This is a genomic window from Ruegeria sp. AB9, assembly GCF_056542585.1.
In genome coordinates this window covers 17,306-39,058 of the sequence record NZ_JBQGAA010000020.1, presented here as the reverse complement: position 1 = coordinate 39,058, position 21,753 = coordinate 17,306, and the positions used below count along the sequence as shown (strand labels likewise).

The following is a 21,753-nucleotide window of genomic DNA, read 5'->3' as shown; positions in this document are numbered from 1 at the left end:
CTTTCAGGAGAGGGTTCAGATTTTACCGATGCTGAGTGGCAGGGTGGTGGCAAGGCCGGTTTGCGGAACCGGATCGGCATCAGCGATATTGCAATTGGCTTTCAGCTCACGCGGCGGATCGAGAGCATCACCGGTAATGGTGCAGGCTCCGAGAAGCGGCAGGCTAAAGGTAACGAAAACAAACTTGCGGATCATTGGGGGGTCTCCTGTGGGGCTTTGAGGGTCATGAAGGCGTCGAGCCAGCCATTCTCGCCGTGCGCGGCGCGCAGCTGGTCCATCTCGGCAACGCTGTCGCCTGTCGCTGACAACACCCGGTAGAATTGCTCGGGAAGCTCAAGCCGCGTTGAAACCACAGCTGACCCGTCTCCGTCATTGATCAGCACCAGACGGGATTTGGGTGGCATCGATGAAATCGCGTTGAACTCGGCCTCAGTCAGCCGGAACGCATCAACATAGGTCGCGCGGTCGGCCTTCGGGTTCGCAAAGAAGATGCGGTTTTCCGTCGACTGGATCAGCGTGTCCGAGATAGAGGATTTGGCCGCATCCGAGGTTTCCTGCGTCATGAACACCAGAATGCCATCCAGCTTACGGATGGTTTTGATCCAGTCCTGAATACGGGGACCAAACCGGGGATCGTCAAACAGCGCCCAGGCTTCATCAACCATGATGATCAGTGGCTTGCCCTGCGCCAGTTTGCGCTCGATCCGGTAAAACAGGTAATCCAGCAGAGGCAGGCGGATATCGGAGGCTTTGAGCAGCGCCGTCATGTCAAAGCCGGTAACAGCTTGATCGAGGCTGAAGCTGTCCTGAAGGTTATCGAACAGCCATGCGCGACTACCGGACCCATGCCACTTGCTGAGCGCATCGAGCAGCTGGACCGGCGCGTCAGCATCGTCAACAGAGCGCAGCGTGTCGGCAAAATCCAAAAATGTACGCAGGGCGGGATCACCCGATGCAAGGCGGCGCAGACCTGTTGCAATCCGACGCTCTTGTTCCGGGGTGAGCTTGTCGGCACCCGTCAGGCGTTGAATGAAACCCTCCAGCCATTCGATCCCAACCTCATCGGTGGCAACAGCAAACGGGTTGAACCCGAGGTTCATGCCGGACTTCAGTTGAAGGTAAGTGCCGCCAATGGCTCGAATGAAGGTTTCCGATCCCCGGTCTTTGTCAAAGGCGATCAGGTGAGGGTGTTCGGGCAGGCGGTAGCAGCTGGACAAGAGGAAGTTGGCCAGCAGGGTTTTGCCTTCTCCCGTTGCCCCAAAAATGGCCGTGGTTCCTGGTCCTTTGGATGTGTCAGAGCCTTCGCGGTGGAAGGAGAACCAATAAGGCGTGCCGCCCAGCGTCCGGAACGCCGCCACAGGCCCGCCCCAGCGCAGCCTTTCCCGCGATCCGGTCGGCCAGGAATGCAGGTTGGAGAAATCGGCAAAGTTCTTGTCAGAGACAAAGCGCTTTTTGCTTCGGGTCTGATAGGCAAAGTTGCCAGGTAGCTGCGCCCACCAGGCCGCCTCTAAGCCAAAGTCTTCGCGCCGCGTACGCAGATCTGCGCCCGTCAGACAGGAGTTCACCCGCGTGGCGGCGTCTTCCATCTCCTCGCGCGTGTCACCCAGAACAGAAACCGTGAAGTGATGCCGCCCAATGGACATGGCACGGGAGGCAACCGCGTCGCGCGCCTCTTTCAAGTCTTTCTGTAGGGTTTCGGCTTCATCGCCCGCATCTTCCATGCCCCGTTTGGCGTCACGGATTTTTGTGCCGCCCGACACGCGATCCATCGGCGCGTAGCATTGGGTGGCGATAAACTCGCAGCGCTCCCCCAACAGTTCATCGAACATGTAGTATTTCGAGCGTTCGGGATAGGCGTTGACTGCAAGGACAGCCGCAAACCGATCCTTGTCCCCACCCGGTGACAGGCTGTGAACATGGTCTTTGCGGAAGGTGATACGCCCGTTGGGCACAGCATCTGCCAGATGGGTCCAGACGGACGGGGCCGCTTGCCAAATCCCGCTTTGCAGCATCGAGAGGAAGGACAGCGTGCGGCTGCGATCCGCCTCTGTTCCCATGAGCCTGCGCGCGCCGAACACCGACAAGTCACGCATCGCCTGTTCAGCGGCAACATGAAGGGCCTTGCGGTTCTTTTCGCGGGCTGCACCTGTTGCAGGATCTGTTGTTGCAGAGCGCAGAGACCGCAACCCCGCATCCAGCAGGCGCTTGCCGCTGGTGTAAGGGCGTCGGACGATCGTCAGGAAATGGCGCAGTTGATAGGACTCATTCTGGTCCAGTTGGTCCCGATAGTGCTTGTCCAGTTCGGCAGAAAATGCGGGCTCGCTCACAGGCGGCAGCGTTTCCGCCAGTTGAATTTTTGTCCGGATGATATGGCTGTAGAAGGCCGTTCGGTTGTCTTCAAAACTGGACGCAAGACGGGCGAGCGTATCATTAGCGGCCTTGGTTGCCGCTCGGTCAGCGGTTTCGTGGATGAACCCGGTGAGTTCCAACACCGCCACCAGATCACCGTTGCGGGTGGTGAATGTCCCATCCGACAGGAAGCGCACAAACGGGATATGCGTGGTCGCAGGCACCTCTCGAGCGGCGCGGCGCGCGGAAGGCATAACCTTTTGAATCTCGGGGTGCATGTTCATGTCAGTCTCCGGCGTAAGAATTGCCGCCCCAGTAGGGCTTGTTTTTGGTGAACAGTTTGCAGTCGGCCATGGTCGCAACGTGATCCGGCAGATACGGATCGACGCTGACGATCCAGCGGGCAGCGCCATAGGACGGGAAGATGGCCAGCAATCCCCAGAAGCCCAAAAAGCCCTGCGTCACGATGAACGTCATCAGGGGAATGCTGAGCGCCACAATGTGAAACGTCATAGGCATCCCGGCCCTCTCAGAAGGCCGGGTGATCGCCTGGAATATGCGGTTGTCGTCGCTCATCAGGTCGCAAAGCCCTGAATGGCTTCGGCAATACCAAACGCACCGTAGAAAATACCCAGCACGACGAGGATCACGAAGAAATGGCCCCATGTGACCGGCACACGTGGGCTGGCGGCCGAGATACCGGCAAGCGCGATCGCCGCCCCGCCAAGCAGAATACCATTGGCGCCCGTCACAAATGTCCGGATCTGGGTCAGAATGGACACCGGGGCGTCAAACAATGACTGAGCCATGGCCGGGCCGCTGAAGGCCATGAACGCCATCAATGTCAGCAATGTCACGTTTTGAGGGTTACGGTTCATAAAAAATAGTCTCCTTGGATGGGGGGTGTTCAGGCGTCGGGCGGGAGCCCGGCTCCTTCGAGAACGGTTGCGACATAGCGGGTGGTTTCCGTGTAGGGCGGGACGCCCTCATAGCGTTCGACGGCTTTGGGCCCGGCGTTGTACGCAGCCAGGGCCAACCGCCATGAGCCGAATTTCAGAAACATGGCCTTCAGATACCGCGCGCCGCCATCGAGGTTTTGCACCGGGTCATGCGGATCGATACCAAGCGCGGCAGCGGTGGGCGGCATCAGCTGCGCCAATCCCAACGCACCTTTGGGGCTGACCGCATTGGTATTCCAGCGGCTTTCCTGATGCACAAGCGCATGAAACAGCGGCACCGGAACACCGTGGCGTTTGGCGGCACGTTCCGCCTCAGCGGCCCATTCGCCTTTGGGGCGCGGGGTTACATTCTTCGAAACGACCTGTTCCGGATTGCTTCCGTCCTCATATCTGAGGCATACCATTGCACCTGCCCGGAATGACGGTTCCAGGCAGGTGCGGGCGGGGGCGGTCACACACAGCAAGCGCCCTCCACTCAAAATCGGGCCATCGCGACCCGTGCAGATTGCGGCCTCATCATTTTGCGCGTGGGAAAATGATGGGACTGCCGCAACCAAAGGGAGGCTAATTAGCAACGGATTGAACACGTTCTTCATGTTGACCGACTGTTCTTTTGTGACATTGGGGAGGTTGAAGTAGAGGGAGTTTGCTGGTTGAACCCCATCCCAAATTCAGTTTGATCGGCATCCCTCTCCGTCGCGATATCGTCCTGTTGGCGGAGAGGGAATCTATCAAAGTGATAGGGATCGCTTTTTCCCAAGCAATCGGCGCCTTCATTGTTCGCGTTCTCACTCGCGCCCCCCTCCGGTGGTCGTGAGTTATGGTTGAAGGGGGACGCGCTACGATCCGGGAACGGGCTCATCGGCCCATCATCAAACCAGCACCAGCTCGGATACCGGCCTTCTTCAGAGGCTTTGGTGAGAAGTGCCAGCGCCCCGGCATCGTCGGGATTGTCTGCAACAAAGACGGCAATCGGAACTGTCGTATCCAGCAGCACAGCCGATGCGATCGGTGCGTCCACCGGCAGGTTGAACCGCAATTGCTTTTGAAACGCGCGGCTCTGTTCGGTCAGCGCTTTCAGCACGTCCAGTTCGCGCAGGCCTTCAAACGGGATCCAGGTGTCCGTCACAAGCATCAAGCCGATTTCATGCAGAATCGGATAACCCGCTTTTGCGATAGAAAAGCTGGCGATCACGATGGCATGGCCGGACCTCATCGCTTCAAGAAGCAGCAGCTGTTCCCCGAACACTTTGTCGAATTTCTTGGACAGGTCCTTATCGGCAAAAAACGCGCAATCGGGGGCGTGTTTGAAAATGAACCGCGCCCCGTGAGGGGTGATTTCTTTGCCCTTGTATTCTGCGACGACCAGGCCAAACGGGGTTGCGCTGCGACGAGCTGGCCGCAGGTTTGCAAAAAGCCGGTTTCGTCTGGCTGCAATCTCAGCCTTTTTCTCAGGCTTGAAGTATTCCGGCACATAGAGAATGCGGGCCAGCTCCTGACCCTTGACGATCTTCGCCGCCGCAGCCCGGCGCAGAGCATGGTGGATCACGCCCCAATACCGCTTACCTCCCATTCTGGGATACCACTTGCCCAGATCGGCCTCATGCCAGAGGAAGTGTAGAACGCTTGTAATCGTGAGCTTGCGCGGGGCAACTTTGACCTCGGTTGGCTTTGCACCGCGCTGTTCCGGCGCGGTGCGGCTTTTGCTGTTCTTGCGCAGCGGGAAACCCAGTTTGAGCGTGGTTGTGCCATCATCAGGATCTTCGGTAATGGCCGACGCCTGCACCTGTGCCAGGCCCGAGAGTTCTTCAGGCGGCAGAAAGGACGGGCAGTCAATCGCGTGATCCGGCCCGGTTCCGGGCATCCGTTTGACGATGAACTTGCCCACCGTGGCCGCGATATACATCTCAGGTGAAGGTTTGCAGCACCCGCATTCAACGCGCGTTCTGGCGCTATGCGCCGCTGTCAGGGCACGTTGTCCCTCTTCGCTGTCGACCACCAAGGGAGTGCCGTTCAGAAACAGGGTCATTCTGGTGCCCCCAGACTGCGCTGAGGCGTGCTGACAAATCCGTGATCGGGAAGGGTTTTAAATTGGTTTGAATAGGTTGGATTGAGTAGCTTGTGGTGCGTAACATCTGATGGATTGCAGATTGCGGAAATGTGGTTGGTGCGTCTGATACCGGTCTTGGCCACATTCTCTCTTCGGTGTAGCACCACATGCATCGAAGAGAAGTCATCTCGGAGGTTGCCGTGTGACGGCATGAGACCGTTGTCGGGGAATAGGTCAGAATATTTACCATAAAACGGATTACGTGTTTCTGATTTGATTCCGTGGCGCATTCTGAGTTGATGGCTCACTCAAGTCAGTTCTTGAACAACCACCTTTCCGGTGGGTCTGACATCGATATCAAAGTGCCGCGCCTGCGTGACATCCAAGATCGCTGGCGGCACAAAGCACACCCAATTTTCGTGACCAGGACGCCTGACGCTTTGGTATCGGATGCCAATCGCTCCGTGACCACCGCCATTTGATCTGACATGAGCCCCAAAACTCTGTGGTTCAGGATAAGTGTCATCGTCGGGATCATGGAATTCGGGGTGGAGATCGAAGATGTCGATGAATTCACCGTTCATGTTTGCAGTGTACTCACGATATGTCTCTCGCTTGCTTCCCAGGCCGGACAAAGAGAGTTCCTTCCGAAGGCCGTTGGCAACTTCTAGCACGGCAGTCATCAACTCCGTCGATGCATACCAGGCACCCAGCTCAGGGCCTGTGAAGCGCATACCTTGCGGAGATCCATGCAGGAACGAAGACATCACGATGCTTGCATTGGGAGACCCGTAAACCCACAAGTCCCGATCCAGCCGAGAAATTCGGGCCGCAACCATTCTGTCGTTTGTCCAGCCTTCCAATTCGAATACGGCCTTCAGATCATCGGGGCTGGAGACAGTTTCAAAAGTTGCGATTGGAGGAAACCTTGACGGGATAATGCGGCATGTCGACGGCGGCCGGCATGTCGCATAGCTTTCTAACTTCCATGTCATACGAAAACGATGTCTTCCTCGGTAACAGGCTCGAATGATCCTTCTGGTGCGCCATGGCCCATCGAACCACCTCTCCAGGCATCAATGTATCGCCGCACAATCATCATGCCGTCCTGACCGTTTTCAACGATCAGGCTGAGCGGAGACCGCCCCGCAAAATCAGTTCCACGGTGCGGAGATGTCAGCCACTGAAGCGCTTGCGCCTCCTCATGGAACAAAATTGACAGGCCTTTATGAATACCAAGGATTGCTGAAATCCGGATAAGGGTGTCAAACGGGAGCGAAATATTCTCACCGCTGACGGCCTTTTTCATCCATGAGTGATATGTGGACCGGCCAGGGTAGCCGAGAGCCGCAATGCGCTCCGCCTCACTCAGTCCCCAGAAATCAGCGATGTTGCGAAAGGTACGCAACCCAGGGCCGCTCAAGCGAGAGCGGTCTTCTGGCTTGATTTGGCGGAAGACAGGTGCGGGAGTTCCTGAGTCAAGTGGTTGTACGATCTGCATATCCGACCTCATGTCTTGTATTAGACATATTGTCTATATATAGACATTGATTTCCGAAGTCAAGATTTTCTCAACCCAATCACCATGGTGAACTGACCGCGCGCTTCAGGTCAGACTGGCGAGGGCGGAGCTTGCCAGAATTGCCCAATGTTCTGCGCGCAATAGCGATCAGATCAGCGGGCGTCATCAGCGAGATCGCCTGTTGTCAAGAAGCGGAAAACAGGGAACGTGCTTGGCAGTCGCGTTTCCAACCAAGGCCGGATGTGTCGCGCCAGCGCCGATACACGAGATGGGCGAGGCTCTTCTCCTGCCTCATCGTAGACAATCTGGAGCCTAAGAATAGGATCCCCATCATGGTCGTGATCAGGCTCCGCGCGGAATTCCATGATTTGAAGACCAACCATGTCTTTTTCGATTTCCTCACGTATATTAGCAAGCAAATCGTCTGAAATAGTATCAGGCATCTTACACCCCCAGCCTTCAAGATAGTTCGCCCAAGCAGTTGTCGCAATTGGGATAACGGCTTTCCATCGGTCCGCTCCGTGGTTGCCGAAACGATCATTCGCTAACTCGAACCTGTTGATCACTGATTGTCGTTACAAAGTCATCCCCCAGGGCGACATGTAAGAAACCAGCTCGCCGGTCCACTTTCTGACCTCAGCGAAGAGGCTAACCTCGGTTTCATCATCTTCAGAGCAGCGCACTACTGAGCCGAACAGGTCAATGCGGATCATCGTTCCATCGGCCATCATGACCTGAGCCTCGCGCTCATGAACGATGATCGATTTCCAACTCACCGAATTCTCACGAAGAATGCCGATAAAATCCGGGCGCAAAGCAATGTGCACATCTTCGGTTTCAGCGTGCTACGTGCTTTTGAGATGGATAAACGTCTCTTTATCATCTGGGTTCTCGTCGATCTGAACGCCAGCGCGTTCCGGCGTCCAGTGAAATGGCGGGTTCCGTGCGTTCCCCATCTTGTCCTTGTTGAATGTCATATAGAACTCGGCGGACTCCCATACCCGGCGGGCACTCCGCCGCGGCTGTTCTTCAGAACCCTCTTCAAAGTTCGCGAACAGATCCCGCTCAGAAGGGCGACTGGTGCAGTCTCCACCATCCGGCGACATGACCGCATCGAGATATTGGGTTTGGCGATGACAGCATTTTGGCTATTCGCTTACTTTTCTGTTCGCGAGTTACCAATGTCGTTTTCCGGGGCCGTCAGGGCATCTGGTCCGATTTGGACTCTACTAGGAGGGATGGTGGTCTTTGACGACCTTCTCACCGTAGCTCTGCTTGGTTCCGGTTTCTTTCTCATCTCCACTCCTTGGCGGTTACGATGAGCCAGAAACCCTCTCTTATCAAATCAACCTAAACTGTCCCATTGGCGCTGACGTCAGACACGTATTTGGAGGTTCCTTATACACACTCACGACGAGTATCTTGGAGTTGTGCACCTCTCAGCTGGACTTTCTTTGACACTCAATGATGTTACAGGCACAGAGTGGATTAAAGCTCTTCGCTATCTTCGCGCGAAAGAGGAGCATCTTTCGTCAGATCCAGAAGTGTTGGGTGGCGAGCCTGTCATCGCGGGAACCAGGATCACCTGCAGGTCGGTCCTCGGTCGCGTGTCTGGTGGGGAAACACCCGAAGAGTTGGTCGAGGATTATCCTGAAATCCCTCGCGAAGCATTCGAAGCGAACTTCATTTTCCAGTTCTAGGTGTTTTTTGCTGCAGTAGCGAAGCACGCTAAGCAGACCTTCACACTTGATCTGCGAACGGCGGCAAACGAGAACTCCTCTCGCCTAAAGCCCATCGAGCGATTGTATGCGAGCTAAAATCACAAATTGAAGCACCCGAGCTTAAGCCGTTCTACACATTACAAAAATATGAAAGCAGTAATTAGGCGTAGATCAGTTTAAAATAAAAACATACACGCCTGTTTTTTATTTGACCAGGACGTTTGCAGTGCCTTAACGTAAATCAACCTCGACCCTGAGGATGATTCGAAAGCCCATGACCCAAAGCAAACAACAACAGAAAAGCGAAGACATGCGTGCCCGGCTGCGGCGCGCTACACTGCTGACGCTGATGGAGAAAGGGTTCCGCAATGCCGGGACGCCCGAGATCTGCCGTCAGGCCGGTGTATCACGCGGTGCGATGTTCCATCACTACCCAAACCGCAATGCGCTATTGCTGGATGCCGCAATCGACCTCTGGCGAGAAGTGCCGGAACGTCTGCGCGGTCTGGTGGCTGAGCTCAAGGAAGGTGAATTCAACGTTGACGCGTTTGTCGACGGCGCCTGGGAAAACATGTTTGCCGATGACGTCGTTCTGCCCTCGCTAGAGCTGACCCTGGCGGCGCGCAACGACCCGGAACTGGCCGAACCCGTGGCCCAGGGACTGCGCGATCTGTTCAACAGCTATTACACTATTCTGCACGACACTTTCGCAGCCCAAGGTTGGGAAGAAGAGGCCATTCGCGACTGCATCAATCTGGTGCTCTGCGCTCTACGCGGGCTCAAGGTGCAGTCACTGGTCTATCACAGCCCGCAATTCGAAACCGAGATGATAGCGTCTCTCAAGAATGCTTTCAGACATGCGATCCAGGCCATGGCCGAGGACACAAGCTAGAGAAAACAGGAGCAAAATGACAGTAATTCGGAACGTGCTGCTGGTCATTGTCGACCAGTGGCGTGGGGATTCTATTGCCGCATGGGGGCATCCAGATGTGAAGACGCCGCATCTGGACGCCTTCGCAGCCGAGGCAATGTCGTTCCGGCGGCACCACGCGCAGGCCGCGCCCTGCGGGCCGTCGCGGGCCTCGCTGCTGACCGGGCTGTACCTGATGAACCACCGGCAGGTCAGCAACGAAACTCCGCTGCCTTCCAGCGTTCCGACCCTTGCGCATCTGGTGGCGGACAGCGGCCGTGCTCCGGTTCTGTTTGGCTATACCGACACCCCTAACGACCCCGACAATGCTGCTCAGTTACAGCCGTGGGTCTGTCCAGGCTTCGAGACGCACGCCGGGTTCTTCTATCATGATGGCTTTGCCGCGTGGCGCGACTGGCTGCAGGGGCACGGGATCGAGATTGAACTGGGCGACGATCCCGAAAGCATCTTTCTGCCCAAGGGTGGCTATGATCCGTTCCAGCCGGATGCACCCTGTCAATACCCGGCGGAGTTCAGCGACACAGCCTTCATGTTCGGCGCGGCACGGGATTACATTGCAGAGACGGGAGCGCAGCCATGGTTCGTGAACCTCAACTGCCTGCGCCCGCATCCGCCGATGGTAGCGCCCGAGCCATTCAACTGCCTGTTTGACCCAGCGGACCTTTCGGTCCCGACGCGACCGCATGCCATCGCGCAAGTGGCCGAGAGCCACCCGTTTCTGGCCGCATCCATCGCCGCTTACGGAGCCAAGCGCTATTTCCGCGCCGACCTCACAGCCGATCAGGTAACCGACGACCGCGACCGCGCGATGCGCGCCGCCTATTACGGCAATATGGCTGAGGTGGATCAGAAGTTCGGAACCCTGATCGCAGATCTCAAGGCCAGCGGGCAATATGACGAAACGCTGATCATCTTTACCTCGGACCATGCAGATCAGTTAGGCGACAACTGGATTTACGGACGACGCGGACCGTTTCCGGGCCTGTTTCACGTGCCGCTGATGATCCGCGACCCGCGCCATCCGGCCAGCCATGGAACGGAAAGCCACGCCTTCACCGAAACCATCGACATCCTGCCCACCATTGCCGAGGCTGTAGGCCAGCCAGCACCGCATTGCGACGGTCATGCCCTGACACCGTTCCTGCGGGGCAGCCCGCCCAAGAACTGGCGTTGGCATACAGTGTGGGAAACAGATTTCCGCGAGCTCCGCCTGAACCCCGATCTGGGACATCTGCTTCCGGACCACGTAGATGACTGCTGCTTCACTGCACTGATGTCACAGGACTGGCTCTATATCCATTTCCCGGCGCAACCGGCGCTGCTGTACGATCTGAACGCGGATCCTTGCTGCCACGAAAATCTGGCCGATGACCCGTCCCATGCTGCCCAGCTGGCCGCCTGTGCACAGGCGCTGCTGAGCCATCGCATCAAACACACACCCAAGCAACTGTCGGATTACTGGTTGACCTATGCAACCGACGGCAAGGCGCAGAAAATCTGGAACACGGGAGGAGACGTATGCTGAAGATCTCGAACCTGACCAAGAAATTCGGGGCCTTTAGAGCTCTGAATGTCGGGCAAATTGACATACCCACCGGACAGGTGACTGGGATCGTCGGCCCCAACGGGGCGGGCAAGACCACGCTGTTCAACACCATTGGCGGCGCGTTCCGCCCCGACAGCGGGCAGGTCACGCTGGACGGCGCCGACATCACCGGCCTGCCGCCGCACAAGCTGGCCGAACAGGGGCTGGTGCGTACCTTTCAGATCAGCCGCGATCTGGGCGCGCTGACCATTCTGGAAAACCTGCTGCTGGCACGCCCCGGACAATTGGGCGAAGGCATCGCCGCCTCGCTGTTTTCCCGCGCCCGCATCCACGCCGAGGAAGAGAAAGCCATCGAACAGGCCCGCGCCTTGCTGGAGCGCGTCGATCTGTGGCGGCTGGCTGATCAGTCGGCGGCGAACCTGTCTGGCGGTCAGAAAAAGCTGCTGGAAGTGCTGCGCGCCATGATGCTGTCGCCCAAGGTCATCCTGCTGGACGAACCCGCCGCGGGTGTTGCACCGACGATGGAGGGCGTCCTGGCCGATTTCATCCTGTCGCTGAAGGCCGAGGGCGTCACCTTCGCCATCGTCGAACATGACATGGAGATGATCGAGCGCCTGTGCGACAGCGTCTACGTGATGACCGAAGGGCGCGAGATGATGCATGGCTCGTTCGCGCAGGTCACCACCGACCCGCGCGTGCTGGAAGCCTATCTGGGGAGCATGGTGTGATGAGTGATCCGATCCTGACAGTCGATGCCCTGCGCGCCGGATACGGCAGCGGTGGCGACATCATCAAGGGCGCGGGGTTCACTGTGTCCGAGGGTGCGATCTCGACCATCGTAGGCCCCAACGGGGCGGGCAAGTCCACACTGATCAAATCACTGGTCGGCCTACTGACCCCGCGCGGCGGGACAATCACGCTGAACGGGGCCGACGTGACCAAGCTGAACGCGCCGTCCAAGGCTCGCGCCGGGTTGGGGTATGTGCCACAGGAACACAACGTATTTCGCAACATGTCCATCGGCGAGAATATGACGCTGGCCTATGAGTTCATCGCCAAGAACACCAAGGGCCTGCAAGCCGCGCGCGCGCGGGTGTTCGACATCTTCCCTGACCTTGCTCACCGTGAGGGCGACATGGCGGGCAACCTGTCCGGGGGCCAACGGCAGATGCTGGCCTTTGGCTGTGCGCTGATGCCCGACCCCTCGTTGCTGTTGCTGGATGAACCCAGTGCCGGCCTCAGCCCGAAATACGTGGCCGAGATGTTCCAGGCTGTGAACGCCGTGAACGATGCGGGCGTGTCGATCCTGATGATCGAACAGAATGTGAAAGAGGCGATGGTGATCTCGGAAACCGCCATCGTGCTTGTGTCGGGTCAGGTCCGGGCGCAGATGCCCGCCCCCGATTTCCTCAACCATCCGGATATCCACGCGCTCTATATGGGCACGGCGGATGCCGCAGCGGCGGAGACCGTCTGATGTTGCAAATCCTGCTGAACGGCGTGGTCTCGGGGCTTTTGGTGGCCCTGCCCGCCATCGCGCTATCGCTGACCTACGGCGTGCTAAACTTTCCAAATTTCGCCATCGGGTCGATGATCACGATGGGCGCCTATATCGCGCTGTTTTTCAACGTCGATATCGGCGCACCACTGCTGCTGGCTGCCGGGCTTGGGGCGGTCGGGCTGGCCTCGGTCGCGCTGCTGACGGATCGGCTGGTCTATAAGCCGCTGCGAAATTCGGACCACGTGACGCTGCTGGTGGCGTCGATGGGGGTCTATTTCGTGCTGGAGAATGTGGTGCGGTTCCTGTGGGGGTCGGACATTCGCGGCTATGACATTGCCGTGGCGCGCCCGCATCGCTGGATGGGGATGCGCGTCAATAACGAGCAGATTACCATCGTTATCGTGGCCCTGCTGGCCATGGTCGCGGTGTGGTTCATCCTGATGCGCACCCCGCTGGGCCGCGCCATGCGGGCGGTGTCGGACAACCCCGATCTGGCGGGCGTGCGTGGCATCAACCGCAACTATGTCATCGCGGCGGTCTGGGCGATCTCGGGCGTGTTGGCGGGCTTTGCCGGAGTGCTGGTGGGCATGGACGGCGTGGTCGATCCGTTGATGGGCTGGAACTATATACTACCGGTCTTTGCCGCGGTCATTCTGGGCGGCATCGGCAACCCTCTGGGGGCCGTCGTCGGCGCGCTGCTGATCGGTGTGGCTGAAGAATTATCAACCCTGATCCTGCCCACCACCTACCGTCAGGCAGTGGCCTTCCTGATTATCGTCCTGGTGCTGTTGCTGCGCCCGCACGGACTGTTTGGCAAAGCGAGGATCAGCAGATGATCGGCTATCTTACCGCAATTCTCATCTTCGTCATCATCTCGGCCCTGATCGGGCTGGCGCTGAACCTGCAATGGGGTCAGGCCGGGATGGTCAATTTCGGCATCTTTGGCTTCTTCGCTGTTGCCGCCTATGTCGCGGGCCTGTCGGCGCTGGCCGGGGTGCCCGCGTTGATCGCCGCCGCGCTGGCGGTGATCGTGACCGTGATCCTGTCGGCGCTGGTGGCGCTGGTCTCGGCTCGATTACGCGAAGATTATCTGGCCATTGTCACGCTGGCCTTTGCCGAGGCGGTCCGTCTGTTCCTGCTGAACGAGACCTGGTTGACAGGCGGCGCCAACGGCTTGCCGGGTATCCCACGGCCCCTGTCCGGTATCGCCTCGGGCCTGAGCTATGAGCTGATGTTCCTAGCCATCTCGGTCGTGGTCTTTGCCTTATGCTTTGTCTTTGCACAACTGCTGACGGTCTCACCCTTCGGGCGCGTCCTGCGGGCGTTGCGCGAGGATGATCTGGTCGCCGCGACGCTGGGCAAAACCACGCTGTCGTTCCGCGTCCGCGCCTTTGCCGCAGGCGGGGCCATCATCGGCGCGGCGGGCAGCCTGCACAGCTTTTACTTCAGCTATATCGACCCGACGCAATTCGGCGCTTTCGTCACCGCCTACGCTTTCATGGCCGTGATCGCGGGCGGGCGCGGGTCGAATACCGGCCTGATGATCGGTGCGGTATCGGTGATGGTGCTGCTGGAGGGCACCCGCTTCCTGAAAGACCTCATGCCGTTTCTGGACGCAGGACAGGCCGCATCGCTGCGCCTGATCCTGATCGGCGTGGGCCTCATCCTTCTGTTGATCTACCGCCCGCAGGGTTTCATGCGTGAATACCGCCTGCAGGCAAAAGACGGAGAGCTGTCATGAGCCGGATTTCTCCCCTCTCGGCTGACGCCCTTTCGGAAGAGGCCCGCGCCGTTTTTGACGAGATGAGCCGCTATGGCCCGTTCGGCAATCTGGTCGGGGCGATGGCGCACCGTCCGGTGATCCTGAAACACCTGTTCGGCATGTTGCTGGACCTGCGGGATGAGGCGGTGCTGCCGCGCCGGGCGCTGGAACTGGCGCTGGTGGCGGTCTCAAAACTGAACGAATGCACCTATTGCGTCTCGCACCATGCGCCGATGCTAGAGGTCTCGGGCCTCAGCCCCGAGGGCATCGCTCGATTGCCGGATGTGGACGATCATCCCGAACTGGACGCGGTCGACAGGATGGTGGTGCGCTATGCCGTGGCTGTCACCATCCGTGCCAACCGGATGCGTGACGCCGAGGTCACCGACCTGCGCGCCCATTTCACCGATGCACAAATCGTCGAACTGACCTGGCGCATCGCGCTGTGCGGCGCGTTCAACCGTTTCAACGACGCATTGCAACTGACGCTGGAACAAGGGGTCGAGGAGGTCCCCGCCAGCCCATGACCACTCAGAGGAGGATAGAGTGATGACGAAACTGATCATGAACCGCAGGCGGTTTCTGAGCACGATGGCGGCGGGCGTTGCCGCCAGCACCCTGCCGCTGCCCGCGCTGGCGCAGAACGCGCCGGTGAAGATTGGCATGATCTCGCCCCTGACCGGCGGCGGGGCATCTTATGGCCCCAATATCGTTAAGGCGGCGCAGGTGATCGCGGGCCAGATCAACGACGCGGGCGGTATTCTGGATGGCCGCCAGATCGAAATCATTGCCGAGGACAGCGAAACCAATCCCACCGCTGCCGTGCGCGCCGCGCGCAAGCTGCTGGACGTGGACCAGGTCAGCGCCATTGTCGGCATGTGGGGCTCGGGGCCGACGCTGGCGGTCAAGCCGTTGGCCATCGAAAAAGGCGTTTCCGTCAGTTGCCTGGGAGCGGCGGATGCCATCACCGAAGGCGACCATGGCGGTCTGATTTGGCGCTTCCAGGCCACAGGTCGCGAATGGGGCGTGCCCCCCGCCAAGGCAATGCTGGCGGCGGGCCACAAAAAAGTCGGCGTCCTGGCCGTACAGACCGCGTTCACCCAATCGATGATTGGCCCCTTTGTCGAGACAATCGAAGCCGGTGGCGGCGAAGTCGTGGTACAGGCCGAGGTCAAACCCGATCAACCCAGCTTCCGCGCCGAAGTCGACAAGGTCATGAGTGAAGATGTGACCGCTGTCTTCCTGCCCGCTTACGTCACCCAGTTTACCTCGATCGCCAAGGAATGGTTCCGAGGCGGCTACGAGGCCGAGCTTTATACCCTGACCATCGCTGCCAGCGCCGGTGTGAACGGCGGCGGTAAGTTCATTGAAGCCGTCGGCGCCGAAGTAGGCGAAGGCATCAACCACCTTCAAGCCACCAATGACAGCTCGTCGGCGGCTTATAAGGAGTTCGAGGGGCTGATGGGCGTAGAACCCGGGACTTTCCTGCCCTTCTCGGCGCTGTGCGCGGATTCGTTGGCGGTACATGCGGCCGCAATGGAAAAGGCGGGCACGCCGGATGCGACCGTTTACACAAAGGAAATCCTGAGCATCACCAATGGTGACGGTGAGGCGGTCGGTGGTGCGGTGAATCTGTTGGAGGCCATCCAGGCAGGTAACCCCGTCAACTATACCGGCTATGGCATGGACGTGGCCTTCCACCCTGACGGCAACCTGAAAGACCGGCCCTTCGCACATTTCGTCATTAAGGATGGCAAAGACATCGAACTGGGCACGATCTGAACCGACCTGAAACTACGACAGCCCCAAAGGTCGGGGCTGTCGATCAAGCAACACCGAAATAAGCGTCCTAATGGTTGAAAATGATAACATCACGGTTCTGGGTGCCGGGATCGTGGGGATACGCTACATGCCTCCAATCTTTGAGCCAGCCGAACATGATCTCGATCCGGTTGCGCCGCTTGGATCGGCGCTTATCGTACGGGACGGGTGTCGTTCGTTGCTTGCAACCAGGGATACAGGCGCGTATGCCTATGTCTTTCAACGCTCTCTGAACTAATCAGCATCATAGCCGCGATCCCCAAGCAGCCAATCGACATCTGGCAGACTGCTCAGCAAAGCCCTTGCGCCGATGTAATCGCTGACCTGACCAGCGGTGACAAACAGGCTGAGCGGTCGGCCTTGGCTGTCGCAGACCGCGTGCAGCTTGGTGTTCATGCCGCCCTTGGTTCGGCCTATCGGGCGTCCACGCCCCCCTTTTTGACACCCATGCTGGTCGCTGTCCGGTGGGCCTTGAGGTAGGTCGCATCGATCATCACGGTTTGCTCTTTGCCATGTTCGGCTGCCAGTCCGGACATCATCTAAGCGAAGACGCCTTTGTCGCTCCACCGCTTCCACCGGTTGTAGAGCGTCTCGTGAGGGCCATGTACCCTGGGCGCATCCCGCCACCGCAACCCATTGTGATTGATGAAGATAATCCCACTCAGAACACGCCCGTCATCAAGGCAAGGTTTCCCGCGGGACTTCGGAAAGTAGGGTTCCAGACGCGCCATCTGCGCATCTTTTATCCAAAAGAGATCAGACATGTTCACCGCTTGTTTTCCAACCGTGAATCACGCCGTCTTGCAGAAATCAATGGGTCCTGACCCTAGCCATGCCAACGTCCAGATCCGAAACTCGCGATACACACTTGACCATTTGCCGAATTCTTCTGGCAAGTCGCGCCACGGGGCGCCGATGCGGCGCAATCCAGAAAACTCCTTCAAGAACAAGTCGGTGATTGGTGAGTTTGCATCCATTCGGCGCGCAGACTCCCAGGATAAAGTGCTCAAAGAACACCCACTCCTCGTCCGACATCAGATTTCGTGCCAAGTCGGTCTCCATTGCAGATACCAGTTTGAATCATGTCTACGACCCGTTGTGAATCCCTTTTGTCGACACGACCTAACCTGTCTATTTCGTGAGGTGAATCCCTCGCCCGCTTTTATGCAACAACGCTTCTACACGTTCGAAATCTGCAAGAATGACTACGTTTCGCGTGACCAGGCAACGCCAGGTTTGAGGCGATAGCTCCAGGGCAATCCGGCATTGCGCCAACCATTGATCGCCCGAACTCCATTTTGGTCTTTATCTCCTTCGAACCCCTCAACCACGTTCCACACGTTGCTGTACCCGGCCCGACTCAACAGCTGCACAACGACCGCAGACCGCGCACCCGATCGACATGTCACAATGATCGGCGCGTCTCGGAGTTTGTTTTTTGCGGCCAGCAGGGCGTCGAATTCGGCTACCACGTTTGGGTTCCCGACCATGCGATACTGTCCACTGTCAGGATCAACATCGTGCGTCATGAAGCTCAGCGGGATGATTTTATCAATTCCTTCAGGGTGTCCGACAAAGGAAATCTCAATAGGATCGCGGACGTCGACAAACAGTATGCCCGAATCTTGGAGCAGGGCCGAGTGAGCTTCCTCTGGTGTAAGGTAAAGGCCCAGAGGTGTGCGCGCCTTGACTTTGAGGGATTCCGGGTCGATCGCCGTTTCGATGCCGCCTGCGGCTGAGGCCAGGGGAACCGGACCCACAAGGACGCTGGCAACACCCAGCTTCAAAAGCGCACGGCGGGATGTTTGGATTCGGTCTGTCATTGTTCGTCCTTTTGGCAGGTACACATCCCCAACACGCGGTAGATGGGGCAGAATCTGACAAACCCGGTGACGATAAACACCAAACCCAACCACCCCCAGACACCAATGGTGCCGGTCAGCGCAAGAAGGACTAGCAAAACGCCCAAAAGCAGACGTGCTGCCTGATCGATTGAGCCAACATTCGGTGAAAAATACATGATTGAGTCTCCTTAGACGTTCGGATGGAGACTCGCAAAGTTTCATGCGCGTTTATGTAACGGCGTCACACAACAGGATCGGCCGAGATGATCAAGAGCGGAGATGTCCGTTACATGGACAACACCGCGTTTCAGCGTAACCCAGCCCCGACGTTCAAAGTCCTTGAGGACACGGGACATGACCTCTCGCGCGCTGCCCAATTCAGCGGCGATTTGTTGATGGGTTATATGTAGAACTTGTTCATGTCGGCCTTTGTCAGTCAGCCATTGCGCGAGCTTGCAGTCCATTCGATTCAGCAGAAGATCGTCGATCACCTCGGACAGCTCAACGATCCGTGTAGAAAAGGCGGCAAAGACCGAAGCTCTGAATTCAGTATCCTCAGCCAGAAGCCTGTTGAAGCGATCACGACCGATTGCTAACGCGGTCACCTGTCCTTCAGCATAGCCAAATCCGGAATATGGAATGTTTGATAACATACAGGATGTCGTCATAACACAACTGTCATTCGGACCGACACGATACAAAACGATCGTCCTGCCGGACGGGCTGGTTTGTTCGACGCGAACCTGCCCGGAACGCACTATCAGAAACATGTCTCCATATGCGCCGGGGGCAAAAATTTCAGTGCCATCTTCAACGTTATAGCGCTGGCCTGCGGCTTCCAGCCGTTGCAGAACAGTGCCGCTCCATATTGGAAGGGTCATGAAGATATCTCCTACGGTAACGCATCTCGGTTACCATCAAACAGTGCTGAAAAAACCAACGTGCTCGGGAAAATTCTCTAAAATCCTTTGACTGAGATTCCTATTGCGGCGCCGGTCTTGGTGGACCCGTTAGGATGACGGTGGTCCGTCAAAGGACAGGACGTCAACGCTGACATGCGGGTAGGTGACGAAAGAGAGACGTGGTGCACACCTCTCTTCCGTGTGGGAGCGGGGTTGTCAGTTACTCTGAGAAAACGTCCCCGGAAGGGCGCGGAGTTGTCGCGGTTTCGGCGGGCAGAACCGGATAGGTCACCCTCGGCAAGATGCCGGTCAGACTGTCCAGAAACGCAACTAGTTCAGCGGCGGTCTCATCAGAAATCTCTTCACCAAGCTGGCTTTCAGCCATGATCTCAACGGCAACTTTCAGATTCCAGACCTTTCCGGAATGGAAATAAGGGGCCGTCATGCCAACGTTGCGTAGCGGCGAGGCGCGGAAAACATATTCGTCATCGACCGTTTCGGTGACGGCAAAGCGCCCTTTGTCACCTGCGGGCAAGATATCGGCACCCGGCTTTTCGATCAGGCCGAACGGATAGTAACCATGCCCCCCGACATTGATGCCGGAATGGCAGGTAGAACAACCCAGATCCATGAATTTCTCGAGACCCGCCAACTGGACGTCAGACATTGCGTTATCGTCGCCGTTCAGCCAGGCATCAAAAGGCGCGGGCGTGATCAAAGTGGCCTCGAAGGCTTCAATGGCCTTGGCGAAGTTGTCGAAAGTCACTGGATCGGTTTCGCCCGCAAACGCCGTTTTGAACCAGTCCACGTATTGCGGCATGGATTTCAACGTGGCGATGACGTTGTCCGGCGTGTTCGCCATTTCCACTCCGGCCTGCACAGGCCCCTTCGCCTGTTCTGCCAGATCAGCAGCCCGCCCGTCCCAGAACTGCACCTCGTTGAACACCGAATTCAAAGCTGTCGGCGCATTGCGCGGCCCCCTTTGCCACCCGTGACCAATCGAGGTCTCCAGATTGTCATCCCCGCCTGTCGCCAGATTATGGCAACTGTTGCACGAAAAGACCCCCGAGGCAGACATGCGGGGATCGAAGAAAAGCGCTTTGCCCAAGTCGATCTTTGCATCCGTTATCAGATTATCCTTTACCGCCGGAACGGTGGACGGCAGTGGCTTGAAAATTTCCAGCGCGGTCTCACGCAACTCGCTGGCGATGGCCGCCTGATTGACGATAACAAATATCGCACATGCAAGCGTCAGTTTACTGGACATTTTTTTCTCCAAAGTAAGTCGCGCGCTGTTTGGGTTTTGAGGCAGACGACAATTTGATCCTTTGATTTAGATCAATTCTAATGTGCAGTAACTGGAATGTGATAGGGAAATCTAGGAGGCGTTGGGCAATGTTGCAAACTTTGGATCGGGGTTGACGTAACTGTGTGCACTAGGTGTTCAGTCCCGGCATCTGGTGGATCGGATTTAGGATGAAACGTTCTGGTTCTGCTGTCCAGATTTTGCTGATGTACTCGTAGGGTGTGAGGCTGCTGAGCGTCTTCAAACGACGAGCGAAGTTGTAGGCATCCAGAAAGTCGGCGAGATGCCTGCGAAGCTGATCGTGGCTGTCGTAGTGGTACCGCTTTACCGTGGCGTCTTTGATCGTGCGGTTCATCCGCTCAACCTGACCGTTGGTCCAAGGATGATTGGGTTTGGTGAGACGGTGCTCAATGCCGTTTGCTTCGCAGATCATGTCGAACCGCATTGGCCGGGAATAGATTGTGTTCCTGTTCCGGGGTTGCTCTGCAAACTGGGTTCCATCGTCCGTCAGTATCGTGTGGATCTTGTAGGGCACTGTATCAAGGAGGTATTCGAGGAACTCCCAGGCAGTCTTGCGATTGGCCTTCTCGACCAACTGCGCAACTGCGAACTTACTGGTTCGATCAATGCCGACAAAGAGATGGAGCTTGCCTTCCTCGGTTCTCACCTCGGCGATATCGATATGGAAATAGCCGATTGGGTAGCGTTTGAACTTCTGACGCTTGGGTTTATCACCGCTCATATCGGGCAGCCGTGAAATGCCATGCCGCTGAAGACAACGATGCAGAGAAGAGCAGGTCAGGTGAGCTCTGACCGCGTGCGTGGTCGCGGCGCTGCCATGACGAATTTGTCCCATAGTGCTTCCTTCCATTCGTGCGAAAGGATCACACCATCAAACCGTGGGATCAAACACCTAGGACACCTCGTAAGTGGGCAGGTGTTTCGGCAGCTGCAGCCCAAAACTAGCCAACAATCCCTGAATGGTGTTTTCGACATTCACTCTCGATTTTAAGACAACCTCCCGGGCCTTCAGCAAAGCTCGACGCTCCTGGGTGACCCGGCTTTTAACTTCAACCTTCCTGTAAAACCCCGTGCGTGCCAACTCAGCCAACATAGCTGCATCATTGGCGTCGGTCTTGTTATGCATCTGACTGAGAACGGCATGAGTCTGGCGAGCGTCGATGCAAACCATCGGCAAACCTCGATCCGAAAGCTCAGTGTAAAGCCAGTTCGCCATTCGGCCGGTTTCGAGAACAACACACTGCATGGCACTTACGTGTTCGCGCAACGACCGGAAAATGCAATTCGGGCCCGTGACTTTGTTAGCGGTAAACACGGGATCACAGTTCTCATTGCAGACGCAAATTGACGTCTCAGCTTTCGAAACGTCCGATCCAACAAAGCACTGTTCCATTTTACTCTCTTGTCTTTGCTCCTGTGCCATCATGCACTGGCCAAGAGAGCTACCGCTCTATTACTCTGAGCCTCGTCCATTCTCCAAGATGCGTAGCAGCATCTGCCGCGAGAAGTACGAGATTT

General features: G+C 57.4%; 26 protein-coding genes and 3 pseudogenes. 10 read left to right on the top strand and 19 right to left on the bottom strand.

Annotated features, from left to right (window positions below):
* Nucleotides 1-15: 15 nt before the first annotated feature.
* From ACR0K5_RS23105 to ACR0K5_RS23055, 11 genes are all read right to left on the bottom strand, one after another.
* Nucleotides 16-195, bottom strand: a complete 180-nt coding sequence (locus ACR0K5_RS23105; RefSeq protein WP_480631893.1) for a hypothetical protein — start codon at nucleotides 193-195, stop codon at nucleotides 16-18.
* Nucleotides 192-2,633 carry a VirB4 family type IV secretion/conjugal transfer ATPase gene (locus tag ACR0K5_RS23100; protein ID WP_480631892.1) on the bottom strand — a complete coding sequence of 814 codons (2,442 nt, stop codon included), beginning with the start codon at nucleotides 2,631-2,633 and terminating at the stop codon, nucleotides 192-194. The genes ACR0K5_RS23105 and ACR0K5_RS23100 overlap by 4 nt, the downstream gene beginning before the upstream one ends.
* 1 nt (nucleotide 2,634) lies before the next feature.
* On the bottom strand, nucleotides 2,635-2,925 hold the full coding sequence (locus ACR0K5_RS23095) for a VirB3 family type IV secretion system protein (RefSeq protein WP_480631891.1): 291 nt from the start codon (nucleotides 2,923-2,925) through the stop codon (nucleotides 2,635-2,637).
* Nucleotides 2,925-3,227 (bottom strand): TrbC/VirB2 family protein, encoded by a 303-nt coding sequence (locus ACR0K5_RS23090; protein ID WP_480631890.1) that lies wholly within the window; start codon nucleotides 3,225-3,227, stop codon nucleotides 2,925-2,927. Before ACR0K5_RS23090 ends, ACR0K5_RS23095 begins: the two co-directional genes overlap by 1 nt.
* Nucleotides 3,228-3,256: 29 nt before the next feature.
* Nucleotides 3,257-3,712, bottom strand: coding sequence for a lytic transglycosylase domain-containing protein (locus tag ACR0K5_RS23085; RefSeq protein WP_480631889.1), 456 nt, complete (start codon nucleotides 3,710-3,712; stop codon nucleotides 3,257-3,259).
* A gap of 188 nt (nucleotides 3,713-3,900) precedes the next feature.
* Nucleotides 3,901-5,337, bottom strand: coding sequence for a DUF1173 family protein (locus tag ACR0K5_RS23080; protein ID WP_480631888.1), 1,437 nt, complete (start codon nucleotides 5,335-5,337; stop codon nucleotides 3,901-3,903).
* The gene (locus ACR0K5_RS23075) at nucleotides 5,334-5,648 is read right to left on the bottom strand and encodes a hypothetical protein (protein ID WP_480631887.1); all 315 of its coding nucleotides are present in this window, start codon (nucleotides 5,646-5,648) and stop codon (nucleotides 5,334-5,336) included. The genes ACR0K5_RS23080 and ACR0K5_RS23075 overlap by 4 nt, the downstream gene beginning before the upstream one ends.
* Nucleotides 5,649-5,666: 18 nt before the next feature.
* Nucleotides 5,667-6,125: an RES family NAD+ phosphorylase gene (locus ACR0K5_RS23070; RefSeq protein ID WP_480631886.1), complete on the bottom strand. Its 459-nt coding sequence runs from the start codon at nucleotides 6,123-6,125 to the stop codon at nucleotides 5,667-5,669.
* 224 nt (nucleotides 6,126-6,349) lie between these two features.
* Nucleotides 6,350-6,667: an MbcA/ParS/Xre antitoxin family protein gene (locus ACR0K5_RS23065; protein ID WP_480631885.1), complete on the bottom strand. Its 318-nt coding sequence runs from the start codon at nucleotides 6,665-6,667 to the stop codon at nucleotides 6,350-6,352.
* 365 nt (nucleotides 6,668-7,032) lie between these two features.
* Nucleotides 7,033-7,323 carry a hypothetical protein gene (locus tag ACR0K5_RS23060; protein WP_480631884.1) on the bottom strand — a complete coding sequence of 97 codons (291 nt, stop codon included), beginning with the start codon at nucleotides 7,321-7,323 and terminating at the stop codon, nucleotides 7,033-7,035.
* Between the two features lie 132 nt (nucleotides 7,324-7,455).
* The gene (locus ACR0K5_RS23055) at nucleotides 7,456-7,656 is read right to left on the bottom strand and encodes a hypothetical protein (protein WP_480631883.1); all 201 of its coding nucleotides are present in this window, start codon (nucleotides 7,654-7,656) and stop codon (nucleotides 7,456-7,458) included.
* On the opposite strand from ACR0K5_RS23055, the gene ACR0K5_RS23050 reads away from it, so the two are divergent.
* The 10 genes from ACR0K5_RS23050 (at nucleotide 7,630) to ACR0K5_RS23005 (ending at nucleotide 16,123) form a co-directional block, all read left to right on the top strand.
* Nucleotides 7,630-8,202: a hypothetical protein gene (locus ACR0K5_RS23050; RefSeq protein WP_480631882.1), complete on the top strand. Its 573-nt coding sequence runs from the start codon at nucleotides 7,630-7,632 to the stop codon at nucleotides 8,200-8,202. The two genes, ACR0K5_RS23055 and ACR0K5_RS23050, sit on opposite strands and share 27 nt — an antisense overlap.
* A gap of 132 nt (nucleotides 8,203-8,334) precedes the next feature.
* Nucleotides 8,335-8,580: a DUF433 domain-containing protein gene (locus ACR0K5_RS23045; RefSeq protein ID WP_480631881.1), complete on the top strand. Its 246-nt coding sequence runs from the start codon at nucleotides 8,335-8,337 to the stop codon at nucleotides 8,578-8,580.
* A gap of 295 nt (nucleotides 8,581-8,875) precedes the next feature.
* Complete coding sequence (locus ACR0K5_RS23040) at nucleotides 8,876-9,493, top strand: TetR/AcrR family transcriptional regulator (protein WP_480631880.1); 618 nt, start codon at nucleotides 8,876-8,878, stop codon at nucleotides 9,491-9,493.
* 16 nt (nucleotides 9,494-9,509) lie between these two features.
* A complete protein-coding gene (locus tag ACR0K5_RS23035) occupies nucleotides 9,510-11,057 on the top strand; it encodes a sulfatase-like hydrolase/transferase (protein ID WP_480631879.1) in 1,548 nt (515 codons plus the stop codon).
* Nucleotides 11,051-11,806 (top strand): ABC transporter ATP-binding protein, encoded by a 756-nt coding sequence (locus ACR0K5_RS23030; protein WP_480631878.1) that lies wholly within the window; start codon nucleotides 11,051-11,053, stop codon nucleotides 11,804-11,806. Before ACR0K5_RS23035 ends, ACR0K5_RS23030 begins: the two co-directional genes overlap by 7 nt.
* Entirely contained in the window at nucleotides 11,806-12,555 is a 750-nt protein-coding gene (locus tag ACR0K5_RS23025; RefSeq protein WP_480631877.1) for an ABC transporter ATP-binding protein, read from the top strand. Before ACR0K5_RS23030 ends, ACR0K5_RS23025 begins: the two co-directional genes overlap by 1 nt.
* Nucleotides 12,555-13,415, top strand: a complete 861-nt coding sequence (locus ACR0K5_RS23020) for a branched-chain amino acid ABC transporter permease (RefSeq protein WP_480631876.1) — start codon at nucleotides 12,555-12,557, stop codon at nucleotides 13,413-13,415. Before ACR0K5_RS23025 ends, ACR0K5_RS23020 begins: the two co-directional genes overlap by 1 nt.
* Nucleotides 13,412-14,320: a branched-chain amino acid ABC transporter permease gene (locus ACR0K5_RS23015; protein ID WP_480631875.1), complete on the top strand. Its 909-nt coding sequence runs from the start codon at nucleotides 13,412-13,414 to the stop codon at nucleotides 14,318-14,320. The genes ACR0K5_RS23020 and ACR0K5_RS23015 overlap by 4 nt, the downstream gene beginning before the upstream one ends.
* Nucleotides 14,317-14,868, top strand: a complete 552-nt coding sequence (locus tag ACR0K5_RS23010) for a carboxymuconolactone decarboxylase family protein (protein WP_480631874.1) — start codon at nucleotides 14,317-14,319, stop codon at nucleotides 14,866-14,868. Before ACR0K5_RS23015 ends, ACR0K5_RS23010 begins: the two co-directional genes overlap by 4 nt.
* Nucleotides 14,869-14,890: 22 nt before the next feature.
* Entirely contained in the window at nucleotides 14,891-16,123 is a 1,233-nt protein-coding gene (locus ACR0K5_RS23005) for an ABC transporter substrate-binding protein (RefSeq protein WP_480631873.1), read from the top strand.
* A gap of 67 nt (nucleotides 16,124-16,190) precedes the next feature.
* Here the strand turns inward: ACR0K5_RS23005 and ACR0K5_RS23000 are convergent.
* The 8 genes and pseudogenes from ACR0K5_RS23000 to ACR0K5_RS22965 all read right to left on the bottom strand — a co-directional run bounded on the left by ACR0K5_RS23000 (nucleotide 16,191) and on the right by ACR0K5_RS22965 (nucleotide 21,628).
* Nucleotides 16,191-16,926: pseudogene (locus tag ACR0K5_RS23000) on the bottom strand (IS5 family transposase).
* 45 nt (nucleotides 16,927-16,971) lie between these two features.
* Nucleotides 16,972-17,224, bottom strand: a pseudogene (locus tag ACR0K5_RS22995) (transposase); the annotation flags it as partial.
* A 143-nt stretch (nucleotides 17,225-17,367) separates the two neighbouring features.
* Nucleotides 17,368-17,985, bottom strand: a complete 618-nt coding sequence (locus ACR0K5_RS22990) for a rhodanese-like domain-containing protein (protein ID WP_480631872.1) — start codon at nucleotides 17,983-17,985, stop codon at nucleotides 17,368-17,370.
* Nucleotides 17,982-18,182 carry a YgaP family membrane protein gene (locus ACR0K5_RS22985; protein WP_480631871.1) on the bottom strand — a complete coding sequence of 67 codons (201 nt, stop codon included), beginning with the start codon at nucleotides 18,180-18,182 and terminating at the stop codon, nucleotides 17,982-17,984. The genes ACR0K5_RS22990 and ACR0K5_RS22985 overlap by 4 nt, the downstream gene beginning before the upstream one ends.
* Before the next feature lie 42 nt (nucleotides 18,183-18,224).
* The gene (locus ACR0K5_RS22980) at nucleotides 18,225-18,887 is read right to left on the bottom strand and encodes a Crp/Fnr family transcriptional regulator (protein WP_480631870.1); all 663 of its coding nucleotides are present in this window, start codon (nucleotides 18,885-18,887) and stop codon (nucleotides 18,225-18,227) included.
* Nucleotides 18,888-19,128: 241 nt separating this feature from the next.
* On the bottom strand, nucleotides 19,129-20,175 hold the full coding sequence (locus ACR0K5_RS22975; RefSeq protein ID WP_480631869.1) for a cytochrome-c peroxidase: 1,047 nt from the start codon (nucleotides 20,173-20,175) through the stop codon (nucleotides 19,129-19,131).
* A 169-nt stretch (nucleotides 20,176-20,344) separates the two neighbouring features.
* Nucleotides 20,345-21,019: pseudogene (locus tag ACR0K5_RS22970) on the bottom strand (integrase core domain-containing protein); the annotation flags it as partial.
* Between the two features lie 108 nt (nucleotides 21,020-21,127).
* Nucleotides 21,128-21,628: an IS110 family transposase gene (locus ACR0K5_RS22965; RefSeq protein ID WP_480631868.1), complete on the bottom strand. Its 501-nt coding sequence runs from the start codon at nucleotides 21,626-21,628 to the stop codon at nucleotides 21,128-21,130.
* Between the last annotated feature and the right edge of the window lie 125 nt (nucleotides 21,629-21,753).